Annotated in this window: 1 protein-coding gene and 1 pseudogene; both read right to left on the bottom strand. The window is 71.3% G+C overall.

Annotated elements, in window-relative coordinates; genetic code table 11:
- Nucleotides 1–142 precede the first annotated feature (142 nt).
- Nucleotides 143–835, bottom strand: coding sequence for a hemolysin III family protein (locus G6018_RS12055; protein ID WP_235027391.1), 693 nt, complete (start codon nucleotides 833–835; stop codon nucleotides 143–145).
- Between the two features lie 20 nt (nucleotides 836–855).
- Nucleotides 856–1,197 (bottom strand): annotated as a pseudogene (locus tag G6018_RS12050) (acyl-CoA synthetase); the annotation flags it as partial.

Here is a 1,197-nt window from a genome sequence, read left to right as displayed (position 1 = left end):
CGTCCGCATTTCGTTCACTGCCGCCCCCGGCGATGAACCCTCGCCCGCACCGATGCGCACGCGAGAGTTCATCGCCGGGGGCGGCTGTGTTCTGGGCGTACAGGCGCGGCCGCGGATGCCCGCCCACGCGCCGTGGGGCGGATCAGGACTGCGTGATGAACAGGAACATCGCCGCCCAGTGACAGGCGAACGCGATGACCGTGCAGGTGTGGAAGACCTCGTGGAAGCCGTAGACCCCGGGAACGGGATTCGGCCGCTTGAGCCCGTAGACCACGGCCCCGCCCGTGTAGGCCACGCCGCCGGCGACCACGAGTGCGACCCCCACGAGGTTGGCCTCGACGAGGTCGCCGGCGAACCACACCGCCGTCCAGCCCAGGACGATGTACAGCACCACGTACAACCACCGGGGCGCCGACAACCAGAACAGGCGGAACGCGATACCGATCAGCGCGCCCGTCCACACGATCACCAGCAGGATCGTGCTGGCCGGGGGGTCGAGCGCGGCGACCGTCATGGGGGTGTAGGTGCCCGCGATGAGCAGGAAGATGTTCGAGTGGTCCAGCCGGCGCAACAGCGCGGTGGCCTCCGGGCCCCAGGTACGGCGGTGGTAGAGGGCCGAGATCCCGAAGAGCAGCGACGACGTGGCCAGGAACACCGCGCACGCCCATTTCAGCGCGGTCCCGTCCGCCAGGACGGTGAGGACCACGCCGAGGACCACGGCCACCGGCAGCGTCCCGGCGTGGATCCACCCGCGCAGCAGCGGTTTCTCGGGTAGCGCGGGGACGCCGAAGTCGTCGTCGTCCCCCTCGGGCCTCGGGTGTGCAGCGGAGTTCACACGCAGAACCTACCGCCACCTCACACGGGCGTGAACGTCCTGTGACCGTCCACACGCGCCCACACACGGTCGCCGGCGGGGTCGGGGCCCAGCGCGGTGAGGTCGCGGGCGCGGAACTTGAAGCTCGCCGTGCGCGGCAGTCCCGCGGTCACCCGCAACAGCGACGGCCACTGCTTGGGACCCAGGTCGGACTGTTCGGCGAGGAACTCCCCCATGCCGGCCGCCACCTCGGACGGGTCCGCCCCGTCCCGCAGGACGACCGCCGCGGCGACGGCGTCACCGATCGTGCCCGGTCCGCGCACCTCGCCCGCCGGCACGGCGTACACGCCCACCTCGACCAGATCGGGATGGCGTCGCAGGAA

The organism is Dietzia sp. DQ11-44 (assembly GCF_014145205.1).
Classification (GTDB): Bacteria; Actinomycetota; Actinomycetes; order Mycobacteriales; family Mycobacteriaceae; genus Dietzia; species Dietzia natronolimnaea.
Note: the sequence above shows the minus strand (reverse complement) of the source record. Positions and strands in the feature narration are given on the sequence as shown.